Below are 23,964 nucleotides of genomic sequence, written 5' to 3'. Positions count from 1 at the left end.
TTTCATTCTTCAGCCCCGCCCGGCTTCACGCCATAGGTGATCCCCCGGATCATCCCCTAGGGTGTCCAATCCCCTAGTCCCTGGCGAGCAGTGGAGCCCTTGGCTCAGCTAGGATTAATCATCATGAGCGAATCGAGCGATCAGCAGCGCCCAGCCCACGGCACTGCCCCCAGAGACCCGAATCTTTTCCGCGCAGAGCCAGTGTCGTTCGTACGCCGCGGCAACCGCCTGCAGGGCCGGCGCGCCAGCGCGTGGGAACGCAATGCCGAGCAGTACGTCATCGAGCCACCGCGCAAAATTGCCGACACTTCGGTGGCCGACGACTTCAAGCTAGATCCTGCCGAAGCTTTTGGCCGCACCGCCCCATTGGTGGTCGAGATCGGCACGGGTCTGGGCGAGTGCATCGCCAACGCAGCCAAGGATGATCCCGAGCGCAATTACCTGGCCGTCGAGGTTTACCGCCCAGGGCTGGCACAGCTGATGCTGAAGGTAGAGTCCTTCGGCATCAGCAACGTCCGCGCCATCCAGGCCAATGCGCCAGAAGTCCTGGACGTGATGCTCGAGGAGAACAGCGCAGATGAAATCTGGATCTTCTTCTCCGATCCGTGGCACAAGCCTCGCCACCACAAGCGCCGCCTGATCAAGAAGTCGTTCCTCGACAAGGCCTCACGCGTGCTCAAGCCAGGTGGAACCCTGCGCTTGGCGACCGACTGGTCCAACTACGCCGAACAGATGCGCGAAGTTCTTGAAGCACATGCGGATTTTGAGAACCAGCACCCGGGCAACCTGGCCGGTGAAGACAGCAACCTGACCAAGGTGCGCCGTGGCGGCATGGAAGGCTTTGATCCGGAGCCTGAATTCACCGACGGGCAAGGCGGCTGGGCGCCACGCTTTGAGCGTCGCATTCTCACCAGCTTCGAAGGCAAGGCGCTGAAAGCCGGTCGCCTGGTTTTTGATTTGGCTTACACCCGCGTCGGTTAATATCGGCGACGAAAGCCGTTGAAGGGCCATGGAATCCATAGGATGGATTCCATGGCCCTTACTTCATCCGAGATCAATAGCTACGCGCAGGCGCCCACGATGGAATATGCCGGAGTGCGTTTAGAACAGCTCTCCCTTGGCCACGCAGAAGACTTGTCCGAGGTGGTCACCGCAGGCCAGCTTGATGGAATCTGGTACACGTCTATTCCATCGGCGCAGGAAATGGCCGGCGATATCAACAAGCGCTTGGCCCTGCAGGAAGCTGGAGCGATGGCGCCCTTTGCGATCATCGATTTGTCCACGGGCAAGGCCGTGGGCGCCACAACGTATTTGAACATTGATGAACCGAACAAACGCGTCGAAATCGGCTCAACCTACCTGTCCCCATCAGTCCACGGCACAGGAATCAACCCTGCAGCAAAGTTCATGCTGCTGCAGCGGGCTTTTGACGAGCTGGATTGCTATTCGGTGGCGTTCTGCACGCACTGGCACAATGACGCTTCTCGGGCAGCCATTGCCCGCCTAGGCGCCAAGCAGGATGGCGTGCTGCGCAATCACAAGTATGATCCGGCAACCGGCACGCTGCGCGACACCGTGATTTTCTCGATTCTTCCGCACGAGTGGCCGGCCGTGCGCACCAATTTGCTGGCGCGGCTCGCACGCCATGGCCGCTGCTAGTTCGCGCTCATCCCGGATCCCTGGGCGGCATTGTGCGTTCGCTGTAGATCTGCCACTGCCAGCATAATTCGCTGTGGCTGCTCAGCCAGCCGATTCAGCACGTACAGCCAGTATTCTGGCCCGAAAACCGCGTATTCCCGGGTGGTGAACCCCTCCTCGCGCAACGCGTCCAGCTGCTGCGTCCCGAGGCCCTGGAGCATCTCGAATTCCACCTGCGGCGATAGCAACGCCGCTCCGTGCTCCTCTTTAAGCCTCCGGATCAGCCGCGCGTCGTGGGTGGCAATATTTGTCTGCCTGCCTGAGGAGATCAGCGCTCCGGCCAGCTGCGCGTACCTGTCGGCCAGGCCTGGATCGTTGCGCGCCATGGCCGTTTCCAGCGGCTCCTGGAAGGCTCCCTTGACCAGCCGGACAGGGCCTGCCTGAAGCTCCAGAACGCGCACGAGATCCTGCGATGTTCGTGATAGGCGAGCCTGCAAGGTGATACCCGTTTCCGGAAAATCGCAGATCAGCTTCTCCCAGAGCTCAAGCACCAGGTCGGTGCGATCCGATCCTTCGGCCGAAATCATCAGGTAGGTTCCCGCTTCGCGCGCGGCTCGGGCGACGCGCAACGCATTGCGCAATCCCAGCTCGGGATCAATGGCGGAACCGAGATGCGAGAGATCGAAGCTCAAGGTCGTATCGGTTTTCGAGCGCTTCAAGCGTTCGGCGATGCGCAGGAATATTCCGGTTTCCGCCTCAGCGACGTGGCGATCCCGAATCGATTCGCCCACGCATTCAATGCTGCTGCGATGCCCTCGCGACGTGATCTGGGCAACCTGGGCGAAGGCAGAGTCGATGGAGTCCCCGGCCAGGTATCGTTGCGAGATCCGTTGCGCAATCCTGGCCAAAGCCGGCGTGGCCATGACTTGCGCCTTGAGCCGTTCGTCCAACGCCAATGCACGCAGATTATCTGCGGCCAATTCAAATTCTTCAGGTGAAATGAGCATGGGATGATCATTTCGCATGCCTGATGCTAAGGTCTTGAACGATATTGCAGCGGCGCTCGGTACTTTCCGGGGGCCGCTGCAACGTGCGAGCGAAAGACCCTGTGGAAGTGGCTCTGGTCTGAGAAGCCCAGCTCTGCCGCGGTCTGCGCTATCGAGGCTCCCGAGCGCAAGAGTTCGCGCGAGCGGTTCACCAGCTGGTTATGCCGCCACGCGATCGGGGTGAAGCCGGTACTGCTGTGCATGAGCCTGATCAGCTGGTACTTGCTCAAGCCGGCGAGCAGTGCCAGCTCGCCCAACTGCGGGGCCACAGCATCGTTGCCCAATCGCTGCAGGACCGGAAGCAATCGCGCATCGCCGGGCCCTATCCCCGGCGGGAGCGCCTCGAAGACTGGAGCCAGACCCTGCACGACGGAAAGCATGGACCCCAGCGACTGCTCAACGGATCGCCTTTCCATGCCGGCGAAGAGCTGCTGGTTAAAGTCGTTCATCAACTCGTAGAGCTCCGGCACCCTGAATATCCGTATGCCCCAGAACAGATCCTGAGCTGGGATTGGCGCAAGCCGGGAAATCCACGATTGGTCTGCATGAATCATCTGGTATCGCCAGTAGCCATTTTTCGGATTACAGGCATGGAGGTGATCGCGCGGAATGACGATCACGTCGCCAGGGACCAGCGTTGCCTGCTGCCCGTCATGCCCGGTGAATTTGGTTTCGCCTTCGTCGATGATCCCCATTGAAAAACGTTGATGGGCATGTGGCCGGTAGCAGGAAATTTCTTGGCACGAACGCCGCGACTCTAATTCCGGGAATTCCGGGTCATGCCAGAATTCGGAGTCGTCCGGGATTGGCAGATTGGCTGCCAATCTAGCGGCCGATGGCCCGGCGGGCGGTAAATAGCGTGACAGTCGGTTCACGGCGTTCCGGACGCATGCCGCGGGCCAAGGACACCACGTCTCCGCCGGAGGTTCCTGCTGCAAAGATGCGGGTTTGGCCTTGGCGTACCGCGCTGAGTTCATTGCGCAGGTCGTTCACTTCGGTTTGCAGGTACGCGACCTGGTCCTGCAGGTCCAGGATTCGCTTGATGCCTTCAAGGGACACGCCGTCCTTGCTCAACGCCTGGACTTGGCGGAGCAGTGAAACATCGCGCTGCGAATAGCGGCGTTGCTTGCCCGACTGGCGGCTCGGCGACACGAGGCCAATCCGGTCATATTGGCGTAGCGTCTGCGGGTGCATATCTGCCAGTTGAGCGGCGACGGAAATGACGAAGACAGGTCGCAGGTACTCCCCGTTCACGTTGCTTCGACCACCTTTCTACATGGCTAAATGGCTCTGCAGCCTCTGTTCATAGAGTCTAGCCTCCCCGGCCGGGCCACTTCGAGGGCACGACCGGGAAGGCAAGACGCAGTCTCTCCTAGAGCTTGGCCTTGGCAGCCAAGTCGACACGTGGATCTTCGCCTTCGGTGGCAGCGGCAAAGTCCTCCACCGCCTTTTTCGCGGCATCCGAAAGATTCTGCGGAATCACCACATCCAGGATGATCAACAGATCTCCGGTGGCCTTCGAGGTCTTCACGCCACGCCCTTTCAGGCGCAGGGTGCGACCGGAATTCGAGCCGGCCGGGACCTTCATCGCGACCGTTTCACCATCCAATGTCGGGACGTGGATCTTGGCGCCCAGCACTGCTTCGTCAAAGGTGACCGGAACATGGATGCGGATATTGTTCTCTTCGCGCTTGAAGAAGGGATGCTCGGTGACCTTGACCTTGACCAGCAGGTCGCCGTTGCCGGCCGCCCCTGGCTGGCCCTTGCCGCGCACGCGCACGGACTGCCCGTCCTTGATGCCTGCAGGGATGCGCACGTCGATGACTTCGCCATTCTGCTCGCGCAGCCCGATGGTGGTTCCCTTGATGGATCCTGAGAAGGAGATCGTGGTATTCGCGGTGCGGTCCGCTCCCTTGCGTGGCGGTGCGCTCTGGCCGAAACCGCCACCGCCAAATCCTCCGCCACCGCCGAACAGGTCGGAGAAGTCCGGCTGTCCGCCGCGGCTTCGCGACGAGCCGCCGCCGCCAAAGAGATTGGAGAAGATGTCCTCGAAGCCGGCTTGGCCTCCCGGAGCCCCGCCAGGTCCTCCGGCTGAGAATCGCGCTCCCCCGCCCATGGCCCGGATCGCGTCGTATTGCTCGCGCTGTTCCTTATCCGCGAGCACCGAGTGGGCTTCGGAAATGTCCTTGAATTTTTGTTCCGCTGCTGCATCGCCTTGGTTGGTATCCGGGTGGTACTTGCGTGCAAGCTTGCGGTATGCCTTTTTGATGTCCGCCTCGCTGGCGTCCTTGGCGACGCCCAAAATGGCGTAGAAGTCTTTTTCGATCCAGTCCTGACTTGCCATCAGGGCACCGTCCTTTCAATGCCAATTCGAAACTGCCCACTGACGATTTCTCGGCAGTGGGCAGTTTCAAATGTGTTATTCGTGGCTATTCGCCGGTAGCTACCAGCACCTGGGCTGCGCGCAGGATGGTGGCTCCCTTGCGGTAGCCGCTGCGCAGCACCTGCCCCACGTGGTCGGCAGGAACTTCCGGAACAGCCTGGCGAAGCAGTGCTTCGTGGATGTTCGGATCGAATTCCACGCCGGCCTCGTTGATTCGCTCCAGGCCATGCTGGACCAGGATGGTATCCAGCTTGTTGGCGATCGAAGCGAACGGCCCGTCGGTCAGATCCCCGTGCGCCCGGGCTGCATCGATATCATCGAGCACTGGGAGCAAAGTGGTCAGAACCGACTGGACGGCGTTTTCCCGCGCCACAGCCCGGTCACGCTCAACGCGCTTGCGGTAGTTGACGTATTCGGCCTGCAGGCGCAGAAGGTCGTTGCGCAGCTCGGCTTCGCCGGCGCCAGCTTCTTCCTGCTGCTCTGAGGACTCGTCGACACCAGCGGCAGCTTCGTTCAGGATCGCCTCGGCCTGGCCCAGGGCGTCAGCGGTTGGCTGCTCGCTGGCAGCCTCTGGCTGGTTCTCCGACTCGGCGTCGAAGTTCTCGTTCTGGTCTTTTGCCTCGGACATGTTCCCTGGCTCCCTACTTCTTGTCGGCTTCGTCTTCGTCGATGACCTCGGCGTCGACGATGTCTTCATCAGCGTTTGGAGCCTGCTCGCCCTCAGGAGCGGCAGCACCCTCGGCCTGTGCGTTGGCGTAGATTGCCTCGCCCAGCTTGGTCTGCGATGCCTGCAGCTTCTCGAACGCGGCCTTGACCTCGTCGTCGTTGTCCTGCTTCTCAAGGGCAGCCTTCAGGGCGTCAACGTCGGCCTGGACCTCGGTCTTGACCTCTTCTGGCAGCTTGTCTTCGTTGTCCTTGATCAGCTTGTCCACCGAGTAGGCGGCCTGCTCAGCGGCGTTGCGGGTCTCAGCAGCTTCGCGGCGTGCCTTGTCCTCTTCGGCGTGTGCTTCAGCTTCCTGGACCATGCGCTCGATGTCTTCCTTGGACAGCGAGGAACCACCGGTGATGGTCATCGACTGCTCGGTGCCGGTGCCCTTGTCCTTGGCGGATACGTGCACGATGCCGTTGGCGTCGATGTCGAAGGTGACCTCAACCTGCGGGATGCCGCGAGGAGCCGGTGCGATGCCGGTCAGCTCGAAGGTGCCCAGCGCCTTGTTGTCGCGGGTGAACTCGCGCTCGCCCTGGAAGACCTGGATGGAAACCGAAGGCTGGTTGTCCTCAGCGGTGGTGAAGGTTTCCGAACGCTTGGTCGGGATCGCGGTGTTGCGCTCGATCAGCTTGGTCATCACACCACCCTTGGTCTCGATGCCCAGGGACAGTGGGGTGACGTCGATGAGCAGAACGTCCTTGCGCTCGCCCTTCAGCACGCCTGCCTGCAGGGCTGCGCCAACGGCGACAACCTCATCAGGGTTCACGCCCTTGTTCGCTTCCTTGCCGGCCAGGTCCTTGACCAGGTCAGCAACGGCTGGCATGCGGGTGGAACCGCCAACGAGGATCACGTGGGCGATGTCCGAAACCTTGACGCCTGCTTCAGCGATAACGTCGTTGAATGGCTTGCGGGTGCGCTCCAGCAGGTCCTTGGTCAGGTCCTGGAACTTGGCACGCGAGAGGTGCTCGTCCAGGTGCACTGGGCCTTCTGGGGTGACCGACAGGTACTGCAGGGAGATGTTGGTGCTGGTAGCCGAAGACAGTTCCTTCTTGGCCTGCTCAGCAGCTTCCTTCAGGCGCTGCAGGGCGATCTTGTCCTTGGAAAGGTCTGCGCCCTTGGCCTTGGCCTGGGCCAGCAGCCAATCCACGATGCGCTGATCCCAGTCGTCGCCGCCCAGGCGGTTGTCGCCAGCGGTGGAGCGAACCTGGATGGTGGAGAAGCCGTCGTCGTCCTTGCCAACTTCGAGCAGGGAGACGTCGAAGGTACCGCCACCGAGGTCGAAGACCAGGATGAGCTCGTCTTCGTTGCCCTTTTCCAGGCCGTAGGCCAGTGCGGCAGCGGTTGGCTCGTTGACGATGCGCAGCACGTTCATGCCAGCGATCTCGCCGGCTTCCTTGGTGGCCTGGCGCTCAGCGTCGTTGAAGTAGGCAGGAACGGTGATCACTGCGTCGGTGACCTTTTCGCCCAGGTAGGCCTCGGCGTCGTTCTTCAGCTTCATCAAGGTACGTGCGGAGATTTCCTGCGCGGTGTACTTCTTGTCGTCAACGTCGATGGTCCAGTCGGTGCCCATGTGGCGCTTGACCGAAGCGATGGTGCGGTCGATGTTGTTCACGGCCTGGCGCTTGGCGATGTCGCCAACCAGAACTTCGCCGCTCTTCGAGAAAGCAACGATCGACGGGGTAGTACGGTTGCCTTCCGCGTTTGCGATAACGGTTGGCTCACCACCTTCGAGCACGGAAACTACGGAGTTGGTGGTTCCTAGGTCGATACCTACGGCACGCGACATAATGGCTCTCCTTTGCCTTGGTTGAAAGTACTAACGCCGAGGGCCCTTACCCTCATTGAGCGTTCTGGACTCAAGTTTACTCAGCCGTTTTCGACTGTCAAATCAACTTGAGCCAACCTCACTCAACTTTGCGTTCTGTCTTATTCAACGGGCGAAGTGCGAAAATGATTCCCGTAAACCAGAAAATTTTCGGCACCCCGCCACCAGCGGTGGCAGTTGCCGAAAACTCCCAGATCAAGGAGCACATCATGGCAGCAGCAAAGAAGAAAAAGTTCTCCGAGCTATCCCTTGCCAGCAAAGTTTCGCTGATCACAGCTGCCACCGCGCAAATCACCTTGCTGATCGCCGCGCAGATCGATCTGAGTCGGCGCGACAGCTCCCAGGTCCGCGGAAATAAGCCAGTCTGGGCTGCGGTGAACTTCATCAGCTTTATCGGTCCGCTCAGTTACTTCACCTTTGGCCGCACCCACAACAAGCGCTGAGCCCAAGGCTTAAACCAGCGGGCCGGCAAACCTGTCATCAGGTTTACCGACCCGCGATTTTCGCAGTGCCCGGAGCTACCGGGCGCCCCCTTCAGCTTCCACCAGCACCGCAGCGGTCCTTGCAGGAATCATCAGCTTGCCCGACGAGCTGTCAAACGATGTGGATTTCACGCGCTTATCGCTTCCCTGTTCGAGCGCTTCAGCCAAGTCGTATTCATGTCCTGCCAATTCCTCGACGACTTGCGTGTGATCCTGCGGCGAAGCATTGAAGACCACTAGGGCTCCGTCATGCTCGCTATCGGCGTCCTCGCCCGCCCTGTCATTGATACGCATCACGATGATTCCTGGTTCCGCTTTCGGACCACTGAGCGGGAAACTCACCTTCTGCTCGATCAGCTCAGCAGAGCCCAATCGCAGCAAGCCGACTTCTCGACGGGTGCGCAGCAGATCAAGTGCCGCACCTTCAGCCCGAGACATCGCTTGCGCATCCGGCTTAAGCTCTGGATCTTCCAGCAATGGAGCCATCAGGTCCCATTTCTCTTTATTATCGGCCTCCGGCGGCAGGCCGGAACCGAAGGTATTCTCCTGCCCGGAGAAGTCAATGCGATTGAACCAGTCCCCCGAGTTATAGCTATTGCGGTCCAGTGATTTGGAGCGCAGCAGCTCGGTTCCGGCCTGCCAGAACGGAACTGCTTGCGAGTACATCACTGCCGCCTGCGACAAAGTATTCATGCGCACCCGGTCCTCCATGGATGTGCCACGAGGCAGCTTGAGCACGGTCAGATCGTAGAGCGTCTCATTGTCATGGGCATCAACATAGTTGATCACTTCCCCGGGCTGCGAGGCATAGCCGGCTGCCGCTCCGCGGTAGTCCAGTTCATCACCGCGCTGCATCTGGCCCTCAGACGTCAGAAACTCATACCCGGCAAGGTTGCCAACTAGACCCAACCGCACGAGGTCGGTTTCGTGGCCCAGATCCTTTAGCGCTTCTTCCGCAGTGCCGTTGACCGCATGCCCGTTGGGGTCGGTTCCCAAACCGGTTCCAAAGCCCTGCTGGAAAGTCGAAGACGAATCGACCGGACTGCCACCGTGGATCGCATCGCGCAATCGATCATTGAAGGTACCAATTCCGGTGCCGTTCAGCTGTCCCTGGGTCGCCTGATAGAAACGGGCATTGTCGGCGACTTCCCCGAAATTCCATCCCTCGCCATACAGGTAGATGGACTCGCCATCCACGCCATCGCGCCCTGGCTCCAGCTCATCCAGCGCACTGCGTGCTGCTTCCATGGTTTCCCGCGAGTGGTGTCCCATGAGATCAAAGCGGAAACCATCAACCTTGTAGTCCTTCGCCCAGACCACCAGTGAATCGATCATCAGCTTCTGCGCAGCGGCGTGCTCGGTTGCCAGATTCTGGCAGCAGGTAGACGTTTCGACCTGGCCGGTGGCATCCAGCCGGTGGAAGTAGCCGGGCACGATCTTGTCCAGCACGCTTTGATCCGCCTGCCCCGAAGCCGCCGTGTGATTGAAGACCTGATCCAACACGACTTCCAGCCCCATCTCATGCAGAGACCCAACCATGCCGCGGAATTCCTCTACGCGCTCGGCGCCATCGGGATTGCTCGCATAAGATCCCTCAGGCGCCATGAAATGGAATGGATCATAGCCCCAGTTGAATCCATCGTCGGCCGCGTGCGCGCTCACGCATTCTTGCTGCTTGGGTGAGGCGGCGGGCAGCGATTCCAAATCGCAGCTGGTTTCGATGCGCTGGTTTTCATCTTCTTCGATGCTCGCAATATCGAAACTTGGCAACAGGTGAACTGTAGTCAGCCCGGCTTCGGCTAGCTGCTTGAGCTGCTTGCTACCAGCACCGTTGGTTCCGAAGGCTCCGTAGCGACCTCGCTGCTCTTCCGGCACCGAAAAGTCGGAGACCGAGAAGTCGCGGATCTGCAGCTCATAAATGCTTCGATCCACGTCTTTTTCCACGCCGGCAGCTTTGGCTTTGCGCCACTGCTTGGGCTGATGCTTGGGATCTTCCAGGTTCACGGCCACCGACTGGGTGGAGTTCGTGGTCAACGCGACCGAATACGGGTCGGTGACAATATTCGTTTCAATCTTGCCGGTCTCTGGAACAAAGACCTGAACTTCCCAGAGGTATTTGGCTTCAGTGAATTGAGGCTTGCCCTTGACGGTCCATGCTCCGCTGTTTTTGTCGAAGGTGGCATCATGCCGCGAAGTCTTCTCGTTTTTATCAGTAATGAGAAGAGTCGCCCGATGCGCACTCGGAGCCCAGAGGCGGAATGTGGGCTTCTTTCCTGTGAAGCTGACGCCTAATTCGACATTCTCAAGCCCCTGAGCGTAGAGCTCATCAATCGCTCCAGCAGTCTGCACGCCGGTGAAGGCTGTCAGCTTAAAGTCCTCTCCCTGCGTCTCAAAACGTGCCAGCGCCAACTGGGAGCGCAAGGCGGTGGCAGTTTCTTCGCGTGCCATGTCTACACGTACGGCACGGTAGTTGGCCAGATGCGGGAATTTCTTCCGCTGAGCGTCAGTGAGCCCGCCTATAACCGTAGCTAGTTCTATGGGTTTGGCTCCCGAGATCACTTCCCCGTCCAATCTCAGGCTGGCGTCCTTAGAAGCATAGAGGGCAAACCTCTGCCCACTACCCAGATCCCGGGGGATGGCAATCGTATCGGTTGAGATCCATTGAGCCTTGGCCTGTCCTACGCCGGCGACTGATTCACTGGTTCCGCCGATCTGGACAATGTGAGTTTCAGAATCGTATTTGAAGCTCACCTGGTCCCCCGACTTTACCGAGAGAGTGTAGTTCGCACCTCCAGCAGCTCCGTCTACACCATAGTTTTCGTCCCAGTTGAAGTTGTGCGTTGCCTTGAAATCGTAGGTCCCATCTGGAATTTGGCCTGTCGTAAACTCATAGATTCCGTCCCCGTCAGAATCGTCCATCAAGGTGGCCACGCAACTTGGATCCCAGTCTGCAGCGCAACCCAACTCGTCTTGGAAACTACCTGCCAATGTCACGGTGGCTTCCTCGGCAGAGGCTGGGGACACGACTAGTGGAACCATGGACACCAGGACCAGCAGGGGCGTGGCCGTCAGAGCGGTCAATCGGCGGCGCCATAGGTGCTGCGGCCCTCGGTGTGGCGGATATTCTTTGCACGCAGCTAAGGCAGCGCTTTTGCTGTTCACGAAATGCTCCATTGGATTCGAAGGGCGAACGACAGGCCGCAAGAAGCAGCATGCCAGTGATCCAAACCACGCTACTTAACGGAAACCTTCGAGTGCAAGCGTTTCCAATATTTACATTTTTGAACGCGATGAAGTGAAAATTTTACAATTTTTATCGGTCTTTTTTGAGGTAAGCGCTTCCAATACGACAACACTGTGCCGCTACGCTCATCTATTCCGCGCAGCGCACAGGAAGCAAGCCACCCCAAGCCTGAAGGCGAGGCCGCAAGATGGAACCGCAAGGAACCCCGTGCGGCGCTTTACGGCGACAACTCTGTCAGGAGAGCGCAAAGAGCCGAGACGCATTGTCCGAGAACAGCTGCTGGAAATGGTCAGCGCCGACAGCCTCGCGAGCCCATGCCACGAGCTGCCCAAAATCATTGTCCTCATGGCGGGTGAAAGGCCAATCGCTACCGAAGACCATGCGCTCCCCCGCCCCGGCAGCCAGCAGCTCCGCCACCATGGACGAGGCCCCCTCCAGCGTGCTGCGGTAGCACCCGGACACCTTCACCCAGGCGTTGTCGCGAGCGGCGAGCTGCAGCACCGCGGCTCGACCTTCAGGCACAGCGGCATCCGGCAATCCCAGATGATCGATCACCAGCAGTGCCGGCCACTGAACCAGCGCCGGCCCCAGGGTTACCCACTGCTGCGCACTGGCCTGGATTTCCAAATGCCATCCGTGGCGCTGCATAATCCGGCCGGCCAGCTGCCAGCGTGCTTCCGATATCTGCGGCAGCGGCTTGCCGAGCAGGTTCAGGCGTACCCCGCACACGCCGGCGGCATGCAGTTGCCGCACGCGCTCTTCCGACAACTCGCGCTCCAGATTGTCATCATCCACCACGATGACGCCCCGCAACCTCTCCGGGTGCCGAGCCAGCGCTTTGAGCAAATAGCTGTTGTCGGTGCCCAGGAAACTTGGCTGCACCAGCACGCCGTGGCTCATGCCATGGGCATCGAGCACTTCCAGATAGTCGCCGAGCGTCGCGGCATAGTCCGGAACATAACGGGCGTCAGCGGCTACGGGAAGCCCCGGTTCAAAAATATGGGCGTGGGTATCAACAGCAGTTACAGGCAATCCAGGCATGCAGCCATGCTACCGGAAATATTTAAACCTATATAGGACTAGACCTATATAGGACTAGACCTATATAGGTTTATGGAATAAGGTGTGAAGCATGACACAAGAAACAAGCGGTGCGGAGCTGAACGGCACGGACCACCGGCTGCCCCTGCACGCTCGGGTCAAGGACGATCTGATGCGCCGCATCAAAGCCAATGAATGGAGCTCCGGGGTTCCCTTGCCCTCCGAGGCCCAGCTGACCGCCGAATATGACATCTCCATGGGAACCATGCGCAAGGTGCTGGCCGAGCTTGCCGCCGACGGAATCATCGAGCGGCTGCAAGGCAAGGGCACCTTTGTCCGCAGGGCCAGCTTCAACCAGTCATTGTTCCGGTTCTTCCGCCAGCCAACCGGCGGGCAGACCCCGGAAAGCCGGATCGTCGACCGGCAGGAACAGCCAGCCAGCGCTGTTGTCGCCGAAAAATTGCGCCTGGAGGTCGGCGCCCCGGTGCTGTACCTCAAGCGCTTGCGCTTGCGCGACGGGGCCGCCTTCCAGCTCGAAGACATCTGGCTCCCGTTGCCGGACGCCCAGCCCATCGCCGAGGTGGAACTCGACCAGCTGGGCAGCCTGCTGTACCCGGAATACGAACAGCGCATGGGCCTGGTGATCGGATCGGCCAGCGAATCGCTGTCCATCTGCGTGGCAACGCCCGAACAGGGTCGGCAGCTGGGCTGCGCCGCGGCCGAACCGCTGGTGAAAATCAATCGCATCGCGCGAACCCACAGCGGCGAGGCTGCCGAATACCGCGAATCCTACGGCTTGGCCTCATCCTTCCAATACGAAGTGGAGATCAACTAGTCCCATGAATGAAATAGTGGCCGTCTCAGGCCTAGTCATCACGTTTGCCCTCGCCATGTGGCGCAAAATCAACATGGGCGCTGTTGCCCTGGTTGTCGCCTTCATCCTCGGGACGGCGGTCTTTGGACAGTCGGCCAAGGATATCGCCGCCGGCTTCCCAGGGAGCTTGCTGATCACGCTGCTCGGCGTGACCTACCTGTTCGGCATGGCCCGGGCCAACGGCACCATCGACCAGATTGTCGGCCGCGCCGTGGGTGCGGTTCGAGGCCGGGTCGCCCTGGTCCCATGGGTCTTCTTCCTGCTGGCAGCCATCATCACCGGTTCCGGCGCACTGTCTGCGGCAACCAATGCCATCCTGGTGCCCGTCGGCTTGGCCTTCGCCCAGCGCTACCGCATCAGCCCGCTGCTGGTCGGGTTGAGCATCATCAACGGCACCAACGCCGGCGGCTTCTCCCCCATCGCCGTCTACTACTCCATCGTCAAGGGAGTGCTGGACAAGATCGGCATTACCGTTGACCCCGGACCCATCTTCCTGTGGACTTTCGTCGCCAACGTGATCATCAACCTCGTCGCCTTCCTGATCCTGGGCGGCCCAGCGCTGCTGCGCCGCGGGCAGGAAGCCGATAGCGAGCGCTCCGCTTCCGGCAATGCCGTGCAGGCAGCCCCGTGGGATGCCCAGAAGATCACGACCGTGGTGCTCATGCTGGGCATCCTCGTCGGCGCACTGGGTTTCAAGCTCGATGTAGGATTCCTCGCCCTGGGTGCCGCCGTGCTGCTCTCGGCCCTCTTCCCGCAGCATGCCAAGGAGGCCATGGGACAGGTCGGCTGGGGTGTCATCCTGCTGATCGGCGGCATCGTCACCTACATCTCGGTGCTGGAGAACGCCGGAATCATCGACGACCTGGCCAACTCGGTGGCGGGAATCGGCACGCCGCTGCTCGCCGCTCTGCTGATGCTGCTGGTTGCTGGCCTGGTCTCCGCCTTTGCTTCGACCAACGCCATGTTCGTCGTGCTGGTGCCGCTGGCCGCACCGCTGCTGACTACCGGCTTGGTGGATGTGCTCGGCTTTGTCATCGCCCTGTGCGTCGCGGCTTCGGCCGTGGATTCCAGCCCATTCTCCACCGGCGGCGCCCTGGTCGTTGCCAACACCGAGGAAAAGCTGCAAGACAAGACCTTCAAGGGCATGATGGCGTGGGGCATGTGCATGATCGTCGCCGCCCCGGTCCTGGCCTGGCTGGCCTTCATCGTCCTGTAGCCGCGGATCCGGCCGGAAAATAAAACAGCCCGGGGACCAGTTCACAATGCTGAACTGGTCCCCGGGCTGATTTGCTAGATCGAGGCTTTAGCGGCCGCTGCGCGTTGCAGGGCTGCTCGCCCGGCGCGGTCCGCGGCCGCTGCCGGTGGCCGGACGGGCGGACTGGCCGCCCTGGCCTGCAGTGCGTGTACCGCGGCCGCTGACGGATGGACGCTCGGTGTTGGCGCCACGGGCTCCGCGGGCCGGGCGGTCGGCGTTGGCACCACGCGATGTGCGGGCTGGACGCTCGCCCTGGCCCATGGCGCCGTCGCGCTCCGGACGGCGGCGCTCGCCACCGCGGCTCTGGCTTTCACCAGCAGGCTTGCCACCGCGTGCGTTGCGTCCGCCACCACGGCCACCACGAGCGTTGGAAGATTCGCCAGCAGGCTTGTTCTTCGCCGGGTTGCGCTTCTGCTGCACTGGAGCAACGTAAGGAACGTGCTCGGCAACTTCGCCAACAACCTTGGCCACTACTGGCGATTCCAGGTTGACCTTTTGGAAAGGCACTTTCAGTCCGGCCTGCCTCAGCAAGGTAGCAACGTCGCCCTGCTGATCAGGGGTGCAGATGGTGACCACGGTTCCATCCGAACCTGCACGCGCGGTACGGCCCGAGCGGTGGGTGTATGCCTTGTGCTCTGCTGGTGGATCGATGTGAACGACCAGCTCCACGCCATCAACGTGCACGCCACGGGCGGCAACGTCGGTGGCGACAAGAACCTTTGCTTCGCCGGATGCAAAAGCAGCCAGGTTGCGGTCACGGGCATTCTGCGAGAGATTGCCGTGCAGGTCTACTGCGGGAACGCCAGCCTTGGACAGGGTGACGGCCATCTTCTTGGCGTGGTGCTTGGTGCGCATGAACATGATGCGGCGGGCTGTGCCCTGGGCCAGAACCCGAATGAGTTCCTTCTTGTCATCGCTGGGAACCACGAATACGTGGTGCTCCATGGTGTTCACAGCGGCTTCCGGCGCATCCACCGAGTGAATGGTCGGGTTGCTCAGGTAGCGCTTGACCACCTTGTCCACTCCGTTATCCAAAGTGGCGGAGAACAGCATGTGCTGGATGCCGGTTGGCATGCGGTCCATGATGCGGCGAACTACCGGCAGGAAGCCCATATCAGCCATGTGGTCGGCCTCGTCCAGCACCGAGATCTCCAGCTGGGACAGGTCAACGATCTTCTGCTTGATCAGATCGTCAAGTCGGCCAGGGCAGGCAATGACAATGTCAACACCGTCATTCATGGCCTTTTCCTGGCGGCTCTGGGCCACGCCGCCGTAGATGACGGTGGTGCGCAGGCCGCTAGCCTTCGCCAGGGGATCGACAGTCTTGGCGATCTGGGTTGCCAATTCACGGGTTGGCGCCATGATCAATGCGCGGGGGAAGCGGGCCTTGCGGCGCTGGGGACGCTGTGCCAAGCGAGCGACCAGTGGCAACGAGAAAGCCAAGGTCTTGCCGGAACCGGTCTGTCCGCGGCCAAGGACATCGCCGCCAGCCAAAGTGGATGGCAAAGTGGCTTCCTGGATCGGGAAGGGGGTTTCGATTCCGCTCTCGGAAAGGACTTTGGCAAGGTTTCCAGGCACGCCCAGGGCGCTAAAAGTTACGTACATATTCAAGCTTTCTCTCTGATTCGCACGCCACGAGCCGTGGCGCTGGGTCTCGCCGAGCCAGGAGGAAGTCCGCACCGCGCAGGGCCATCGTTCTGGCCTGCAACCACCGGTGAATCCGCACGGAATCATTCCGGGGAATCAGCTGGAGGGGAAATCTAAACTGTCGACGCATGCATCCGGTCAAATCCGGAGGTGCACAAGTATCCACTCTACAGTGCTTGAACCCGATTGGCCTGTGACCATCCCCGCTTTGCCCTTGATATGCCGGAGACTTTCACCACGTTCCCGCTACTTGCTGGCGCCAGTTTTGCGTGCCAATTTGGAGGGCCACCAGACCTTTGGCCCAATCTCCTCCACTAGTGCTGGCACGAGCAGGCTGCGGACAATAAAAGTGTCCAGAAGCACGCCGAAGGCAACAATGAACCCCAGCTGTCCCAGGAACATGATGGGTACAACCCCTAGTGCGGCGAAGGTTGCCGCAAGAACAACACCTGCAGAAGTAATCACGCCGCCGGTGACCTGCAGCCCGCGGCGCATGCCTTCATAGGTGCCGATTTTCAAGGACTCCTCGCGCACTCTTGTCATGAGGAAAATGTTGTAATCCACGCCCAGCGCTACCAGGAATACAAAGCCGAACAACGGCACCGAAGGATCCGCGCCAACATAGTTGAAGACATTATTGAAGACCAATGCGCTAACGCCCATGGCCGTTCCATAGGAGAGCACCGTGGTGATCATCAAGAGCAATGGTGCGAGCACCGAGCGCAAGAGCAGCATCAGAATCACGAAGATAGCGCCCAGAGTTGTGGGGATGATCTTGTAGAGGTCCGCCTGCGCCGTTGCATTGGTATCGAGCTGCGTAGCGGTGGTGCCGCCAACCAGCGCTTGCGAATTGACCTGGTGCACTGCATCGCGCAGCGCAACGATAGTTTGCTTGGCCTCATCGGAGTCGGCGGCATCGGCGAGGGTCACAGAAATGAGGTTCCGCCCCTGGACCTCGTACGGCTCAATTCCGCGCTCGGCAACCGCAGGGCCGCCATTTTCGGCCTGCAGGTACGCTGAGTCAACGCCCGTCACATCAAGAGCCTTGTCCAGGGTTGCCTGGGCATCTGCTTGGTCAACAATCACCGTTGCCGGGGAGCCGGTTCCTCCCGGGAAATGCTCGCCCAGCGCTATCTGGCCATCCCGGGCTTCGGAACCGCCAACCACCAGTTCGCTTTGAGGCACTCCGTGGGCCTTGAGCCCGGTGACACCCAGAACTCCCGCGGCCAAGACGACAACAGTGATCATCCAGATCGGCCGTGGATGCCGGGCGACAAAGCCAGCAATCCTGCCCCACAGGCCCGCCGGGATCCCCGGGTCTTGGGGAGCGCTTTGAGGCTTGGGAGCAAATGGCCAGTAGGCGGCCCTGCCCAAGAGCCCCAGTACTGCTGGCAAGAAGCTCAGTGCAGCAATAATCGAGAAGATGATGCCCGAAGCGCCGATGGGCCCCAGAGCCTTGTTGGAGTTCAAATCCGAGAAGAGCAGGCAAAGCAGGCCCACGGTAACGGTGCCACCCGAAGCGATAATCGGCTCCAGCGAGCTCCTGAACGCCGTGGATACTGCTTGCCACTTGTCAGCGCCGGCGACCAAGGCTTCCTTGTGCCGTGCGACAAAGAGCAACGAGTAATCCGTGGCCGCGCCTATCACCAAAATGGAAAGGATGCCTTGGGCCTGGCCATCCAACCGGATCCAGCCTTCCGAGGCCATGAAATAGACGCTCAGAATCGCCGCGCAGAGGGCAACCATCGAGGTCATCAGCACCGTGATGGGCAGCAACAACGAGCGATAGACCAGCAGCAGGATAACCAGCACCGCTGCCAGTGCCACGCCCAGCAGCACACCGTCGATGCCGCCGAAGGCCTCAGCCAAGTCCGCGCTGAACCCTGCCGGTCCCGTCACGTAGGCAGTGGTGCCTTCGGGCTTTTCCGCGGCGATCAGGGAGCGCAGTTCCTCCACGCCTTCTTTGGCTTTGGTCTCGCCGGAGATTGGTACGAGCAGTTCAGCAGCTTGCCCGTCCTTGGAAATAAACGGGCCAGCCACATCCCCTTCGAGGTACGTGAAGCCGGCAAGATTTTCGGCGAGCGCAGTGACGGCAGAAGCCTCGAGTTCCCCCGTGCCGGTTAGGACCACGACGGCGGGGATCGCTTCAGAAGTTTGGAATTTGTTCTGCCATTCAAGGGCCCGGGTGGCTTCTGCGCTGGCCGGAAGGAAAGAGGTCTGGTCGTTGGTCTGGACTTCGGAAAGCTTCCCGAAAGTGGGTCCGCCAAGTCCAGCCACGCCGAGCCACAGCAGAATCAAGACGGCGTAGATTCCAGCTCTTATACCTATGCTTTTTCTTTTTCTGGTAGTTGACGAGCCGTTTGCTAGCTGGGTTTGTTGTGGCACTTTCGCGTTTCCTCATTCATAGTCGCGCTCTGCGCATCGATCCTCGATGTGAATCCAACATTACCCTAGATAGTTCCACCATCGAACTATTTTTTCTGGACACCGGCCAAAACGGTTTAGGATTGCGGCTATGACTGCAAGCGACTACCAGCAGCTGGTGGTGCTCCTACAGGAATTCAGCCAGGCAACCGACCGCTATGTTGAATCCACGGGAGCGCAATTCGGCACCCACCGAACGGACATGAACGCCCTGTCCATCATCATGAAGTACCAGCAACGCGGAGCACTGCCGTCCCCCAAGGACCTGAGCCATGAACTGCAATTAAGTTCCCCCGCCACCACTGCGATGCTGGACCGTCTCGCACGCCTGGGCATGATTGAACGGCTGCGCTCCGACCAGGATCGACGAGTCATCCGGATCTCTCCAACCGACAAGGCCCGGCTCAAGGGACGCCAAATGTTCATGCCGCTGGGCATGAAAATGATGGAAGTCATCGGCACCTACAACGATCAAGAACTCCAGATCGTTACCCGCTTCATGAACGATGCCATCGCCGGGGTCGACGCTGCCCGTCAAGAAGCCGTAACGCAAAGTCCCGCGAATCCCTCGAACCCGCCAGCGGGCACTAGCATTAACCGGTGACTCTTTCACTGTGGTTTTCCCTGCTCAGCGCCTGCATCATCATCAGCTTCACTCCCGGTGCTGGCGCCATCAACACCATGAACAATTCGATGCGCCAAGGCTGGCGTGCCTCCATCTGGGGCATCCTCGGACAGCAAATCGCATTGCTCATCCATGTAGTGATTGTCGCCGCCGGCGTTGGAATCCTGGTAGCCAATAGCCCAGCGCTCTTTGCCATCATCCGATATGCCGGAGCGGCCTACCTGGTGTATCTGGGAATCCGAATGCTGCTGTCCAAACCGGAAGTGGCCTCCGATGGAACCACCTCGGGGCGGCAGCTGACCCGACGCGCGATGCTCAACCGCGGGATCCTGGTCAACTTGCTCAATCCCAAGGCCATCGTGTTCTTCTTGGCATTCACCCCGCAATTCATCAACGCGGATCAGCCGCTGCTGGGTCAATACGCGTTGTACATCGGAACGGTCATCGCCGTGGACATCCTGGTGATGTACTTCTTCTTTGCCGGAACCGCACGCACTTTCCAGCGCTTCACCGCCACCTACCGCGGCGCAAAGATGCTGAACATCCTCTTCGGGGTCCTGTTCATCCTTGTCGCTCTTCTGCTGCTGTTCCTGCACTAGCGGCATCAACCCTGAAACGTTACCGATTTATGCCCGACTTTCGGGCGCGTAGCTATCGCATCAGAGCGCTTGTGCCCATAGACTGATGCCATGTTCCGGATAATGATCGTGTGCACGGGAAATATCTGCCGTTCGCCTATGGCCGAGTACATGCTCAAAGACGCCTTGGTTAATGCCGACGTCAACGAAGTTCAAGTACTCTCGCGGGCCATCACCGACGGTGAAGTCGGCAACCCCATCGACGAGCGCGCCGCCAGCATCCTGCACAGCCATGGACTGGACGCCTCAGAACATGTCGCTGCCCAAATCGACGCCGATGAATTGGCCGATATGGACCTCGTCCTGGCCATGGACACCGACCACTTCGAAGAACTGGTACCAGAGTTGGCGGAGCTCGACCCGTCGCAACGACCTCAGCTGCGCATGTTCCGCTCCTTTGATCCGCAGGCCGCCAGCTCGCCGCATGACCGCCAGGGCGTTTACGACCCCTGGTATGGCGATGCCGGCGACTTCCGTGAAACCTGGAAACTTATTTCTGCTTCCCTGCCCGCCCTCGTAGATTACGTGCGGAGTAATATCGCTTCTCGTGGAAACCGCTAGACCAACTTTCATTGCCATTGATGGACGCTCCGGTTCAGGCAAAAGCACCTTCGCATCAGACCTAGCGCAACGCCTCTCAGCCACTTCGCCGGTGGCTGTGCTGCGCCTGGAAGACCTCTATCACGGCTGGCACGGACTGGGCCATGCCTGCGAGCTGTACAACCAGTTTCTTCCTGCACTGGCCCGCGGGGAACAAGTCGCCTACCCCACCTGGGATTGGGCCGCTGGCTGCCTGGGGGAACAGCAAATCTTCTCCCCGGGCAGGATCGTGATCATCGAAGGTGTCGGCGCGCTCAATGACCAGGCGGCGAGCTTCATCGATGTGGGCATCTGGCTTGACGCGCCAGAGGACCTTCGGCGCGAGCGCGCCCTCGCCCGCGACGGCCAGACCTACACGCCATTCTGGAGCACCTGGGCTGATCAGGAAAACGGCTATCTGGCCGCAAATTCGCCGGAGCACCATGCTGACTTGGTCATCAACACCGCAACACTCGCCAATCCGCTCTCCGCCCTGGTCGAGGCTTCGCGGTTTCTGCCGGCAGGGAGCAACCCATTGGGCCTGATCGGGTCCCAGGCCAACAGCGTGCCCACGCTGCGCCAAAGCTATCAAGCGCCAGCCGACGCTGCCGCGCTCTTCGAAGCGCTCACCGAGCGGCTGCCGCATGCAGCCCTGCTGGAATCCACAAGCCAGCATCTGGAGGATCCGCTAGGACGCAACCGGTATTCCCTGCTCGCATTCTCCACCGCCCAGCACCCCCCGCTGCTCACCGCCGATGCCAGCGGAACCACGCTCCGCCTTCGAGGTGCACGCGTGCAACTGGGCCACGGCTTTTTTGATTCGCTCGCGGGGCTGTGGCCGCCAACCGCTCCGCTGGACACCGAGTACCCCTTGCCGTTGTGGGTCGGCTACCTGGGCTACGAGCTAAAGCGCGAAGTGGGCGCCGCAAATCTCCACGCGCACATCGCTGAGGGTTCCTGCCGTCCCGACGCGCAATTCTTCGCCCCGGATACCATCGTGGTCATCGACCACCAGCTTTCGCGGATGCACCTGCACAGCACCGGCAAACCGGATGCCGCCATCACCATCCTGCTAGGCAATCCGCCATCGCATCGCGCCAGTGCAGCTCTCCCCGTTCCGCAATTCAGCTGCGCCGACACGGCCTCCGGATACCAGGAGAAGATACGCCGTGCCCAGCATGAAATCTACGAGGGCAACACCTACGAGGTTTGCCTGACCACCGAGCTGACAGCCCATGCAGAGGACTTCAACCCCTTCGAAGCCTACTGCCGGATGCGCCAGTCCAGCCCGGCGCCGTTTGCGCACTATCTTCGGCTCACCGATCTGGAAGTCGCCAGCATCTCCCCCGAGCGCTTCCTTGCGCTGTCCAAGAACGGCCGGCTGCGCGCCGAGCCGATCAAGGGAACCCGGCCGCGAGGCATCGACGAGGAAACCGATCTGGCGCTCAAGCATGATTTGGCCACGCATCCCAAGGATCGTGCCGAGAACATCATGATCGTCGACCTGTTGCGCAACGATCTCTCCCACCATGCGGAGCCGGGGTCGGTGCGCGTGACCCGGTTGTGCTCGGTGGAAAGCTATGCCACGGTGCACCAAATGGTCTCCACCATTGATGCAGCCTTGCAGTCCCCGGAACTTGCAGCCGATGCTTTGCGCGAAGCCTTCCCGCCCGGATCGATGACCGGCGCCCCCAAGCTATCGACCATGAACATCTTGGACGAACTCGAAGAGCATCGGGCGCGCGGCTTGTATTCCGGCGTCGTGGGCTATCTCGGGGCCGATGGAGCCGCGGATTTCTCGGTAGTCATCCGCACCCTGGTCTGCGACAGGCTCCCCGACCAGTCGTGGCGCTTGTCGCTGGGACTCGGCGGTGCCATCACCGCGGATTCGGTGCCAGAGGATGAATGGGACGAAGTCATCACCAAGTCCCGTGGCGTGCTCCAGGCACTGGGAGCCAGCTTCCCGGCCGCTACTGCAAGGTAGCGGTCAAGCGGGCCACATTGTCGATCCAGCGCTGCATGCGCGGACGGCGGCGCCACTGCGACAAGGTGATTTCCGAAGAAATCTCCCGATAGTGGCTCTGCACCGCATTCACGGCATCGACCATGTCCTTGCCCAGGAGCATGACCGAAATTTCCATGTTCAAGCTGAATGAGCGCATGTCCATATTCGAGGAGCCCACCACGGCGACGTCGTCGTCCACGGTGAAGCACTTGGTATGCAGGACCATCGGAGCGGGATAGCAGTGGATGCGCACGCCTGCTTCCAGCAGTTGCTGGTAGTAGGACTGCTGCGCGTGATGGACCAGGAACTGGTCTCCTTCTTCACAGACGAACAGTTCCACTTCCACCCCGCGCTGCGCGGCCGTGGTGATCGCATAAAGCAGCGAATCGTCGGGGACAAAGTAGGGGCTGGTAATTTCCAGGCGTTCGGACGCCGAGTAGATCAGCGTGTTGAACAGGCGCAGGTTATTCTCCGTGCCAAAGCCCGGACCGCTGGGAAGCAGCTGGGCCAGAGTAGAGCCCGGGCGCTCTTCATAAGCCAGCGGATGCCGTGCCTCGTTCATGTCCATCAGCACTTCTTGGTCGTCATCCTCTTGCCACCAGTCGATGGCAAAGGTCACGTCCAGGCTGCGCACCAATGGGCCTTCAACGCGAAGCATCATTTCAACCCATTCACGCCCGACCTTGTGCGAGGACTTGCGCTTGTAGCCGGGCTCAATCAAGTTCTGGCTTCCGGTGAAGCCGACTTCCCCGTCGATCACCAAGATCTTGCGGTGGTTGCGCAAATCCGGGCGGCGCCAGCGCCGGCCAATCAGGTCGATGGGCAGCATCGGACGCCAATTGATGCCCGACTTCTTGAGCCGTTTTTTCAGCTCGCCATAGCCCTTGACCCGCAAGGTGCCCAGGTGGTCGAAGAGCAAGCGCACGTGCACCCCGCGCTGGACTGCCCGCTCCAGCGCGTCGAGCACCGGTCCAACATATTCTTCGTCATCACCCATGATGTAGAACTGGATGTGGACATAGCGGGTGGCCTTGTCGATTTCTTCGCGCATCGACTCCATGGAGGAACGATACTCGGAAATCACCTCGACACTGTTGCCGCCTTCCAGCGGCATCGCGCCGAGGTTGCGGTTGAGCATCACCGCGGATTCAACCCACTCTTCTTGTGAATGGAACTCCTCCGGCATCTGCATGTGCCTGGTGGCATCCATGATCTGCGCATGGGCGCGTTGTTGCTTTTCCAAGCGGCGGCGAGAAAGGCGCGGATTGGCAAACAGCCAGTAGGCCAGCAGCCCGACCACGGGGAGGAAGAAGATCGCCAGCAACCAGGCCATGGCCGTTGTCGGGCGTCGATTGCCGGGGACGATGCCGATCATGAAGTAGCGAACCGCGAGTTCGATAGCGACCAGGATGCTCCACAGCACGCCACCGATTTGCACCAGCACTTCATTGCTTGGCAACACTAAGGCACCCCCTTGGCAATGCACGATGATCGACGCAATTTTCGGCTCTGATCTGCGTCAGGCAGCTCAAATGCCTCCGCCCAGCTT

Annotated in this window: 20 protein-coding genes; 9 read left to right on the top strand and 11 right to left on the bottom strand. The window is 60.5% G+C overall.

Going from position 1 to position 23,964, the window contains the following annotated elements; all coding sequences use genetic code 11:
• Positions 1-123: 123 nt before the first annotated feature.
• A complete protein-coding gene (gene trmB / locus H6F58_RS14270; RefSeq protein WP_195182017.1) occupies positions 124-981 on the top strand; it encodes a tRNA (guanosine(46)-N7)-methyltransferase TrmB in 858 nt (285 codons plus the stop codon).
• A 51-nt stretch (positions 982-1,032) separates the two neighbouring features.
• Positions 1,033-1,659: a GNAT family protein gene (locus H6F58_RS14265; protein ID WP_195182016.1), complete on the top strand. Its 627-nt coding sequence runs from the start codon at positions 1,033-1,035 to the stop codon at positions 1,657-1,659.
• On the opposite strand, the gene H6F58_RS14260 is transcribed toward H6F58_RS14265, so the two are convergent.
• The 6 genes from H6F58_RS14260 to dnaK all read right to left on the bottom strand — a co-directional run bounded on the left by H6F58_RS14260 (position 1,656) and on the right by dnaK (position 7,562).
• Complete coding sequence (locus H6F58_RS14260; RefSeq protein ID WP_195182015.1) at positions 1,656-2,645, bottom strand: proline dehydrogenase family protein; 990 nt, start codon at positions 2,643-2,645, stop codon at positions 1,656-1,658. The two genes, H6F58_RS14265 and H6F58_RS14260, sit on opposite strands and share 4 nt — an antisense overlap.
• Before the next feature lie 26 nt (positions 2,646-2,671).
• The gene (locus H6F58_RS14255) at positions 2,672-3,508 is read right to left on the bottom strand and encodes a helix-turn-helix transcriptional regulator (RefSeq protein WP_075972498.1); all 837 of its coding nucleotides are present in this window, start codon (positions 3,506-3,508) and stop codon (positions 2,672-2,674) included.
• A gap of 1 nt (position 3,509) precedes the next feature.
• Positions 3,510-3,938: a MerR family transcriptional regulator gene (locus tag H6F58_RS14250; RefSeq protein ID WP_075972499.1), complete on the bottom strand. Its 429-nt coding sequence runs from the start codon at positions 3,936-3,938 to the stop codon at positions 3,510-3,512.
• 118 nt (positions 3,939-4,056) lie between these two features.
• The gene (locus tag H6F58_RS14245) at positions 4,057-5,028 is read right to left on the bottom strand and encodes a DnaJ C-terminal domain-containing protein (RefSeq protein ID WP_060702385.1); all 972 of its coding nucleotides are present in this window, start codon (positions 5,026-5,028) and stop codon (positions 4,057-4,059) included.
• A gap of 85 nt (positions 5,029-5,113) precedes the next feature.
• Positions 5,114-5,695, bottom strand: a complete 582-nt coding sequence (locus H6F58_RS14240) for a nucleotide exchange factor GrpE (protein ID WP_060702386.1) — start codon at positions 5,693-5,695, stop codon at positions 5,114-5,116.
• Positions 5,696-5,708: 13 nt separating this feature from the next.
• A complete protein-coding gene (gene dnaK / locus H6F58_RS14235) occupies positions 5,709-7,562 on the bottom strand; it encodes a molecular chaperone DnaK (protein WP_060702387.1) in 1,854 nt (617 codons plus the stop codon).
• A gap of 164 nt (positions 7,563-7,726) precedes the next feature.
• Between dnaK and H6F58_RS14230 the strand changes: the two genes are divergently transcribed.
• A complete protein-coding gene (locus H6F58_RS14230; RefSeq protein ID WP_244652608.1) occupies positions 7,727-8,044 on the top strand; it encodes a PLD nuclease N-terminal domain-containing protein in 318 nt (105 codons plus the stop codon).
• A gap of 75 nt (positions 8,045-8,119) precedes the next feature.
• On the opposite strand, the gene pulA is transcribed toward H6F58_RS14230, so the two are convergent.
• Positions 8,120-11,164, bottom strand: coding sequence for a pullulanase-type alpha-1,6-glucosidase (pulA, locus tag H6F58_RS14225; RefSeq protein ID WP_195182014.1), 3,045 nt, complete (start codon positions 11,162-11,164; stop codon positions 8,120-8,122).
• Between the two features lie 397 nt (positions 11,165-11,561).
• On the bottom strand, positions 11,562-12,368 hold the full coding sequence (locus tag H6F58_RS14220; protein ID WP_195182013.1) for an amidohydrolase family protein: 807 nt from the start codon (positions 12,366-12,368) through the stop codon (positions 11,562-11,564).
• Between the two features lie 91 nt (positions 12,369-12,459).
• Between H6F58_RS14220 and H6F58_RS14215 the strand changes: the two genes are divergently transcribed.
• Together H6F58_RS14215 and H6F58_RS14210 are read left to right on the top strand one after the other, a co-directional pair.
• The gene (locus tag H6F58_RS14215; protein WP_195182012.1) at positions 12,460-13,203 is read left to right on the top strand and encodes a GntR family transcriptional regulator; all 744 of its coding nucleotides are present in this window, start codon (positions 12,460-12,462) and stop codon (positions 13,201-13,203) included.
• Positions 13,204-13,207: 4 nt separating this feature from the next.
• A complete protein-coding gene (locus tag H6F58_RS14210) occupies positions 13,208-14,458 on the top strand; it encodes an SLC13 family permease (RefSeq protein ID WP_195182011.1) in 1,251 nt (416 codons plus the stop codon).
• Positions 14,459-14,545: 87 nt separating this feature from the next.
• On the opposite strand, the gene H6F58_RS14205 is transcribed toward H6F58_RS14210, so the two are convergent.
• Both H6F58_RS14205 and H6F58_RS14200 read right to left on the bottom strand, forming a co-directional pair.
• Entirely contained in the window at positions 14,546-16,102 is a 1,557-nt protein-coding gene (locus H6F58_RS14205; RefSeq protein ID WP_195182010.1) for a DEAD/DEAH box helicase, read from the bottom strand.
• A gap of 288 nt (positions 16,103-16,390) precedes the next feature.
• Positions 16,391-18,442, bottom strand: a complete 2,052-nt coding sequence (locus H6F58_RS14200) for an MMPL family transporter (protein ID WP_206693708.1) — start codon at positions 18,440-18,442, stop codon at positions 16,391-16,393.
• A 217-nt stretch (positions 18,443-18,659) separates the two neighbouring features.
• Between H6F58_RS14200 and H6F58_RS14195 the strand changes: the two genes are divergently transcribed.
• The 4 genes from H6F58_RS14195 to H6F58_RS14180 all read left to right on the top strand — a co-directional run bounded on the left by H6F58_RS14195 (position 18,660) and on the right by H6F58_RS14180 (position 22,394).
• Positions 18,660-19,172 (top strand): MarR family transcriptional regulator, encoded by a 513-nt coding sequence (locus tag H6F58_RS14195; RefSeq protein ID WP_022874311.1) that lies wholly within the window; start codon positions 18,660-18,662, stop codon positions 19,170-19,172.
• A complete protein-coding gene (locus tag H6F58_RS14190; RefSeq protein ID WP_060702392.1) occupies positions 19,169-19,792 on the top strand; it encodes a LysE family transporter in 624 nt (207 codons plus the stop codon). Before H6F58_RS14195 ends, H6F58_RS14190 begins: the two co-directional genes overlap by 4 nt.
• Before the next feature lie 90 nt (positions 19,793-19,882).
• Positions 19,883-20,392: a low molecular weight protein-tyrosine-phosphatase gene (locus H6F58_RS14185; protein ID WP_060702393.1), complete on the top strand. Its 510-nt coding sequence runs from the start codon at positions 19,883-19,885 to the stop codon at positions 20,390-20,392.
• Positions 20,379-22,394 (top strand): chorismate-binding protein, encoded by a 2,016-nt coding sequence (locus H6F58_RS14180; protein WP_195182008.1) that lies wholly within the window; start codon positions 20,379-20,381, stop codon positions 22,392-22,394. The genes H6F58_RS14185 and H6F58_RS14180 overlap by 14 nt, the downstream gene beginning before the upstream one ends.
• On the opposite strand, the gene cls is transcribed toward H6F58_RS14180, so the two are convergent.
• Positions 22,381-23,877 (bottom strand): cardiolipin synthase, encoded by a 1,497-nt coding sequence (cls, locus tag H6F58_RS14175; RefSeq protein WP_348536399.1) that lies wholly within the window; start codon positions 23,875-23,877, stop codon positions 22,381-22,383. The two genes, H6F58_RS14180 and cls, sit on opposite strands and share 14 nt — an antisense overlap.
• Positions 23,878-23,964 lie beyond the last annotated feature (87 nt).

Source organism: Glutamicibacter sp. FBE19, from assembly GCF_015524875.1.
In the GTDB taxonomy this organism is placed as follows: domain Bacteria; phylum Actinomycetota; class Actinomycetes; order Actinomycetales; family Micrococcaceae; genus Glutamicibacter; species Glutamicibacter halophytocola.
Note: the sequence above shows the minus strand (reverse complement) of the source record. Positions and strands in the feature narration are given on the sequence as shown.

Coding starts and splice junctions, on each gene's coding strand:
- trmB (WP_195182017.1), top strand. CDS start 124: ATGAGCGAATCGAGCGATCAGCAGCGCCCAGCCCACGGCACTGCCCCC.
- H6F58_RS14265 (WP_195182016.1), top strand. CDS start 1,033: ATGGCCCTTACTTCATCCGAGATCAATAGCTACGCGCAGGCGCCCACG.
- H6F58_RS14260 (WP_195182015.1), bottom strand. CDS start 2,645: ATGCTCATTTCACCTGAAGAATTTGAATTGGCCGCAGATAATCTGCGT.
- H6F58_RS14245 (WP_060702385.1), bottom strand. CDS start 5,028: ATGGCAAGTCAGGACTGGATCGAAAAAGACTTCTACGCCATTTTGGGC.
- H6F58_RS14240 (WP_060702386.1), bottom strand. CDS start 5,695: ATGTCCGAGGCAAAAGACCAGAACGAGAACTTCGACGCCGAGTCGGAG.
- dnaK (WP_060702387.1), bottom strand. CDS start 7,562: ATGTCGCGTGCCGTAGGTATCGACCTAGGAACCACCAACTCCGTAGTT.
- H6F58_RS14230 (WP_244652608.1), top strand. CDS start 7,727: ATGATTCCCGTAAACCAGAAAATTTTCGGCACCCCGCCACCAGCGGTG.
- H6F58_RS14220 (WP_195182013.1), bottom strand. CDS start 12,368: ATGCCTGGATTGCCTGTAACTGCTGTTGATACCCACGCCCATATTTTT.
- H6F58_RS14215 (WP_195182012.1), top strand. CDS start 12,460: ATGACACAAGAAACAAGCGGTGCGGAGCTGAACGGCACGGACCACCGG.
- H6F58_RS14210 (WP_195182011.1), top strand. CDS start 13,208: ATGAATGAAATAGTGGCCGTCTCAGGCCTAGTCATCACGTTTGCCCTC.
- H6F58_RS14205 (WP_195182010.1), bottom strand. CDS start 16,102: ATGTACGTAACTTTTAGCGCCCTGGGCGTGCCTGGAAACCTTGCCAAA.
- H6F58_RS14195 (WP_022874311.1), top strand. CDS start 18,660: ATGACTGCAAGCGACTACCAGCAGCTGGTGGTGCTCCTACAGGAATTC.
- H6F58_RS14185 (WP_060702393.1), top strand. CDS start 19,883: ATGTTCCGGATAATGATCGTGTGCACGGGAAATATCTGCCGTTCGCCT.